We start from the raw sequence: 6,056 nt of genomic DNA on the forward strand, positions 1-6,056 counted from the left end.
ATGGGAAAAATCGTCAGCCGTTACCCACCGCCCAAGCACCGCAATCCCTACGACCTGCGCGTCCGCGACCTGGACGACAAGTTCCTCGACGTCTACGCCTTCGAAGGCCAGGAGTACCTGAGCAAGCCGTTCCGCTACACCATCCGCTTCACCTGCGGTGAGCCGCGGGAGGTGTTCAACGGCGTGGTCAGCATGACCCAGGAGCAGTTTCTTGCGCGCAACGAGCGCAAGAACTCGCCGCTGGACCTGGACATGCCCAGCATCCTCAACCGCACCGCGCGTTTCGCCATCTATGGCAAGCCGCCGAAGGTGTTCGCCTGGCGGATCAAGAACGAGATCCACGAGCCGCTGCGCGAGCTGTTCGGCCTGATCACCGGCTTCCAGCGCATCGGCGGCTCGGTGGATGAAGGTCACTACGAGATCACCCTGGAGCCGCGTCTCGTGCGCCTGGCCCGGGGTAAGCGCTATCGGATCTTCCAACACCAGTCGGTACCGCAGATCGTCCGGCAGATCCTTGAGGATCATGGTTTCTTCGTGAACAGCGCCTTCAGGTTCGACCTCAAGCGCGAATACCCGCGGCGCCGGCAGGTGATGCAGTACGGCGAAAGCGACCTGGCGTTCATCGAACGACTGCTGGCCGAGGTCGGCATCTGGTACCGCATCGTCTTCGTCTCGGAACTGAAGGTCGACCAGGTGCGCTTTCATGACTGGCAGTGCCACCTGGACTTTGGTGTCGAGCTGCCTTGCCTGACACCCAGTGGCCTGTCCAGCAGCGATGCCGACGCGGTGTGGGAATTGCGCACGCAGCACCAGGTGGTGGAGAAGGAAGTGTTCTTCCGCACTTACGATCCGCGCCAGGCCAATCTGCGGCTGCAGGGCGAAGTCAGCCGGCCGCCTGGTTTTTCGCTTCCGGAGATCCGTTATGGCGAAACCTACGAGTACGCCATGCCCTACACGGAAATGGGCACGCAGACGATGCATGGCTATGGCGCGGAAACGGAGTCCGGGCATTTCTACGCGCGGCTGAGCCAGGAACGCAGCCTCAACCAGCGCGTCCTACTGAGCGGCACCACCTGCAGCCCGACCCTGATGCCGGGGCAGGTACTGCGAGTAACCGGCAACGCACCGCAGGATTTCGCCAATCGGGTGCTGGTCCACACCATCGATGTCAGGGGCGCGCGCAACAAGTTGCACACGGTCGAGTTCAGCGGAATTCCCTACGACGAATACATCTGCTTCCGACCGCAGCTCAAGCCCAAGCCGAGCATCAGCGGCACGCTGCCGGCACGTATCACCAGCCAGAACGACGACGATCTCTACAGCCATATCGATGACGAGGGGCGCTATCGGGTCAGGTTTCTGTTCGACCGCGACGAATGGGATGCCGGCAAGGAAAGCGTCTGGCTGCGTTTGGCCCGACCCTACGCCGGCGCGACCTATGGCCTGCACCTGCCGCTGGTGCAGGGCACGGAAGTGGCAGTGGCGTTCGAGCAGGGGGATCCGGACCGGCCCTACATCGCCCATGCCCTGCACGACAGCCAGCATCCCGATCACGTGGCCAACCGCAACAACCGGCGCAACGTGCTGCGGACCCCGGCGAACAACAAACTGCGCATGGAAGACGAACGCGGGCAGGAGCACGTCAAGCTCAGTACCGAGTTCGCCGGCAAGAGCCAGCTGAACCTCGGGCATCTGGTGGACAGCGAGCGCAGAAAGCGGGGCGAGGGTTTCGAGTTGCGCACCGATCACTGGGGTGCATTGCGCGCGGGCAAGGGCCTGTTCATCAGTGCCGATGCCCAGCCCAAGGCGCAGGGTGAGGTGCTGGACATGAATGCCGCCATTGCCCAGCTGACCAATGCGCTCGCGCTTGCCAATGCCCTGGCCCACAGCGCCTCTGTGTCAGGCGCTTTGGCGGCGGATGTGGAGTCGCAGGAGGGGCTCAGGCAAGCCTTGCAGGGATTGTCCGAGGCGGGGCTGCTTGCCTCGGCGCCTGGCGGCATGGCCTTGGCCAGCGCGAAAAACCTGCAACTGTCGGCAGGCGAAAACCTGAGCGCTACCGCGGGCGACAGCACCGACTTCAGCGTCTTCAAACGTTTCAGCGTGGCGGCGGGCGAGGCCATCAGCCTGTTCGCGCAAAAGCTCGGCATGAAGCTCTTCGCCGCCCGCGGTCCCGTGGAAATCCAGGCACAGAACGACGTGATGAGCCTGAAGGCGAAAGAAACGCTCAGCCTCGACAGTATCAACGGCGAGATCACCTTGAATGCCGAGCAGGGCATCACCCTGGTCAGCCGGGGCGCGTACATCAAGATCAAGGACGGCTCCATCGAGATCGGCGCGCCGGGAGAGGTGCGGGTTCGCAACGACAACACCGTCTGGGGTGGTGCGGCTTCGCTGGAAAAGGCGTTGACGCCGATGGTGCTGGAGGATCCGGTTTATCGGGATCCGACGTCGGGGCGGTTCCAGCTCAAAGAAAAAGGCCTCGGCTCGCCCAGTGCCTACGTGTCCTACGTCATGGAAGACGAAACAGGCCAGGTGGCGAGAGGAATGACCGATGAGGAGGGGTTTACCCAGTCCCATCGGGGAATGGAACCGCAGAACATCAAGTTCTTCTTTGACTAATTGGAGGCTGATACATGACTCAATCTCGTACCGTTGCCGGCGAACTTCAAACGGGCAGGCAGGACGTAGTGGTCGAAGTCGATTACCAATCGAGGCTGTGTTATTTCCGTCCGGAAACCGAAGAGTTGATCTTTCTCAGCGGCGTACAAGCTGCTGAAGTCGAGAACCATTCGCGCAAGATGATTGCAATGGTGGAGCGCTTTCATAAAGCGGAAGCCACCCATCTGAACATGGTCGAGCTGTATGCCCGTGCAAGTGAAAAGCCGGGAATGATGGACGCAGAAAGGGAAGATCTGACGACCCAGGTCTCCGTCGCGGAAGCCGAGCTGGAGGTCCAACGAGCGCAGATAAGCAAAACATTGGGTGAGTTTTCTCAGAAGGGCATGGGATATCAGGATGTTGTCGAGCTGATTCCCATGGGCGTTGGCGCAGGTCCTAAAAAGCCCTATGCCTACGTCAGCAAGAAATTTCTCAGTAAAAAGGGAAGGAGTATCAAGATGCATGATATCTCCTTGAAAGGTAAGGACTATAGAGGTGGCCAGAAAAGCGTCTACAAAGTCGGAAAAAATGGAAAGAGGACAATTGATACGAATTTGCTGATGCAGCAAGTTACCAGTTTTGAGGCCCCAAAGTTAAAGCTGGAACTGAAGGATGTCATGGAATGGGCAGGAGTTGAAAAGGCGCTGGAAGATCTGAACAAAGACCTTACGCTCTTCGAATGGGCGGAGAGCTGGAACGAAAGCCTGCGAGATTCCCGAGCCATCAACGAAAACCTGGATGTGTCCAGTGGCGCGCAGTTCATGCGCTTCATGTCCAATGTTGGCGCAAGCGCCGAATATGATCCTTCCTCGGGGATGGTTGCCATCAAGGGTGAGGCGGGTGCCAGTCTCACTCTTGCATCCGGGAAGGCCGGGTTCACTTCCTATATGCCGGACCGAATGGGCTGGCCACTCATCTACACCAGGAGCAATCAGGAAAACTTCCATATGGGCTGGTTGCGCATGGAGCTTGCCGGTGACCTGACGGGTTTTATCGGCGGCTCGGTAGTCCTCGGCGGACAGTTGCAGGTCGTGACCAAGGACGATCAGCAACTGCTGGCAGGCCAGACGGGAGGGCGGTTGCCTCGCTTCACAGAAAGACGGACGCCCAAGGCCGCTTTTCACAAGCAAATGGCGGCTGAGGACGAAGGATTGGATGTCACCGTCCAGGGGTTTGCCGGAGCCAAGGTCGAAGGAACTCTGAAGGGATCGGTGCAATGGTTGAAACCTGCCGACCCGGACGAGGCACCCACCGCCAAGGGCAAATATGTCGAGTTCTGCTCCATCGCGCCAACCATCGGGGGGCTGGCCGGTGTGGGGGTTGGCTCGAAGTTTCATTGTTCGTTTGTTAACGGAAAGTTTTATCTGCATTTGGCTGCCAGTTTGTGCTGGGGCGTGGGGGCCAAAGGTAGATTGATTTGTGAGGTTAATACTAAAAATATTATGGAGTTCGGTGCGTGGTTGGCGTATCAGCTCTATCGATTGAATTATGCGTTTTTTGATCTTGTTAGTGAGGAGGCGTTTAAGTCATACAGTAGATTCTGTGTGCTTAGAATGGATGATCTGAAAAATGACGTGTATGCGACTTATCAGGAGTTTAGGGTCGATGCAGAGTTTCTTGCTGAGGAATTTGAACGTTTTGTTAAAGCAATTCTTGATGCGCCTAAAAATGGGCTTGAGTCATCTGAAGTCAGAAATAAATTAGCGAGAAATATAATTTATGATAAGAGGAGCATGTTGAGCTATACGCCAGAGGCGAAAGGCATTTTGCTATATCTGATGACTCGTCATAGCAAATGGGATGATGTGGACTTAGATAATTACGGTCCTTATTTCATCGATCGTCATCATGATCGCAAGGAAGCCGTGATTTGTATTCTAAAGAGCATACAAACTCGTGCTGAGTGGGAGAAGGTGATGTGTCGAGTAACGATTGATGGGGTGCGAAAAAATATCGACGAAAATCCAGCATTGATCGCGAAGCGAAAAGAGGAAGAGCTTGTCGAGTTTCTTCAGATGGGGTTTGATCGAGATGTGGAACTCCACAAGAAGAGAAAAGAGTTGGAAGATATCCATGGCTGCTTGAAGGATAAACCAGCTGTGGGGTATGCGTTATCAATGAATGATACCGTATATTATCGGTTGAATACTCTGGATGACCCTAGATTCCCGGATGGGTGTGATTTTGGCCCTTACCGAGGGGACTATGAAAAAATCTAAAATTATCTTGTCTGCTGTGGTTGTGTTGGTTTTCGTTACTTTCTCAGTTTGGATAATAAGAGACAGTGAATGCTCGGAAGTTAACACCTCCTCGCAACCCGCTGTGTCGGAAGCTGATATTGAAAGCTTTTTGTTTAAAATTAAGGAAAGACTGGTTTTCGTTAAGGGTGGAAGTTTTTTGATGGGGGATTTTGGGGTTTCTCATAGTGTGGAGGGACTTCCTCTTGATGCTGAAGAGGGTAGCAAGCCTTTGCATGAGGTGGTCTTGAGTGATTTTTATATTGATAAATATAAGGTGACCAATGAGGACTACCGGGCTTATCTGGAATATCACGGAAAGCAACTTAGAACGGATGTCGCAGGTTATCGATTTTTCTTGTTTAGCATGCCCGATCGACTTCCTGCTCATCTGGATTGGTTCGAAGCCGAACAGTATTGCGCTTGGCTTTCGGATATCAGTGGTTTGCCTTTTTCCCTGGCAACTGAAGCGCAGTGGGAGTACGCGGCCAGGAGTCGTGGGCAGTTTCTAATGGTTGCAACCAATGATGGAACCTATAAAGTTTCTATTAGCAGCGAGGGGCGAGCTGTAGGAGTAAATATTTCAACTTCGTTGGATAGAAAGCAGTTTGCGGCAGAAATGGGCTGGGGTACAGGTGGGCTGACGCCATTGCCAGTAGACCGATTCCCCCCAAATCCATTGGGCGTTTACGCGATGTCAGATAGTGGCTTTGAATGGGTGAAGGATTGGTATGACCCTGACTACTATAAGTACTCTCCGACTAATGATCCGCAAGGTCCCGAGCAGCCAGTGCATCGCGATGTTCTGGGGCGCCCTACAAAAGTGCTAAGGGGGCAAAGCCACGCAGATGAGTATTGGACTGTCGGGATAAATGTTCACAGGATGCCGGCCAATCCGAATGCTTACTTCAGGACTAACGATGTAGCGTTTCTTTCCTCAAAAACAGCACGTTGTGTAGTCAATAGCGGGGAGCCACTGGCGCTGGATTAGTAGGTTTTTAACGCGAATTTTCGTAAGCGCTCCATAAACCCCACCTATCCAAAGATGGACGAGCGCTTAGCTATGCAGATGAGGCGTGCAATTCCAAGGCAGCAGGGCTTCGTAATCTTCCACTGAGGACGCCTGCGGCAGGCGTTCCAGTGCGTGGCGCAGCCACGCAT

4 protein-coding genes are annotated in these 6,056 nt (G+C 55.0%); 3 read left to right on the forward strand and 1 reads right to left on the reverse strand.

Annotated elements, in window-relative coordinates:
- The 3 genes from RTI28_RS30140 to RTI28_RS30150 all read left to right on the forward strand — a co-directional run.
- On the forward strand, positions 1-2,619 hold a 2,619-nt coding region (locus RTI28_RS30140; RefSeq protein WP_316923884.1), incomplete at its 5' end, for a type VI secretion system tip protein VgrG.
- Between the two features lie 14 nt (positions 2,620-2,633).
- Positions 2,634-4,877, forward strand: a complete 2,244-nt coding sequence (locus RTI28_RS30145; RefSeq protein WP_316923885.1) for a hypothetical protein — start codon at positions 2,634-2,636, stop codon at positions 4,875-4,877.
- Positions 4,864-5,886, forward strand: a complete 1,023-nt coding sequence (locus tag RTI28_RS30150; protein ID WP_316923886.1) for a formylglycine-generating enzyme family protein — start codon at positions 4,864-4,866, stop codon at positions 5,884-5,886. Before RTI28_RS30145 ends, RTI28_RS30150 begins: the two co-directional genes overlap by 14 nt.
- A gap of 66 nt (positions 5,887-5,952) precedes the next feature.
- Here the strand turns inward: RTI28_RS30150 and RTI28_RS30155 are convergent.
- Positions 5,953-6,056 (reverse strand): transposase domain-containing protein (locus RTI28_RS30155; RefSeq protein WP_316923887.1); only part of this gene is annotated, 104 nt, incomplete at its 5' end.

This window comes from Pseudomonas sp. zfem002, from assembly GCF_032621685.1.
In the GTDB taxonomy this organism is placed as follows: Bacteria; Pseudomonadota; Gammaproteobacteria; order Pseudomonadales; family Pseudomonadaceae; genus Aquipseudomonas; species Aquipseudomonas japonica.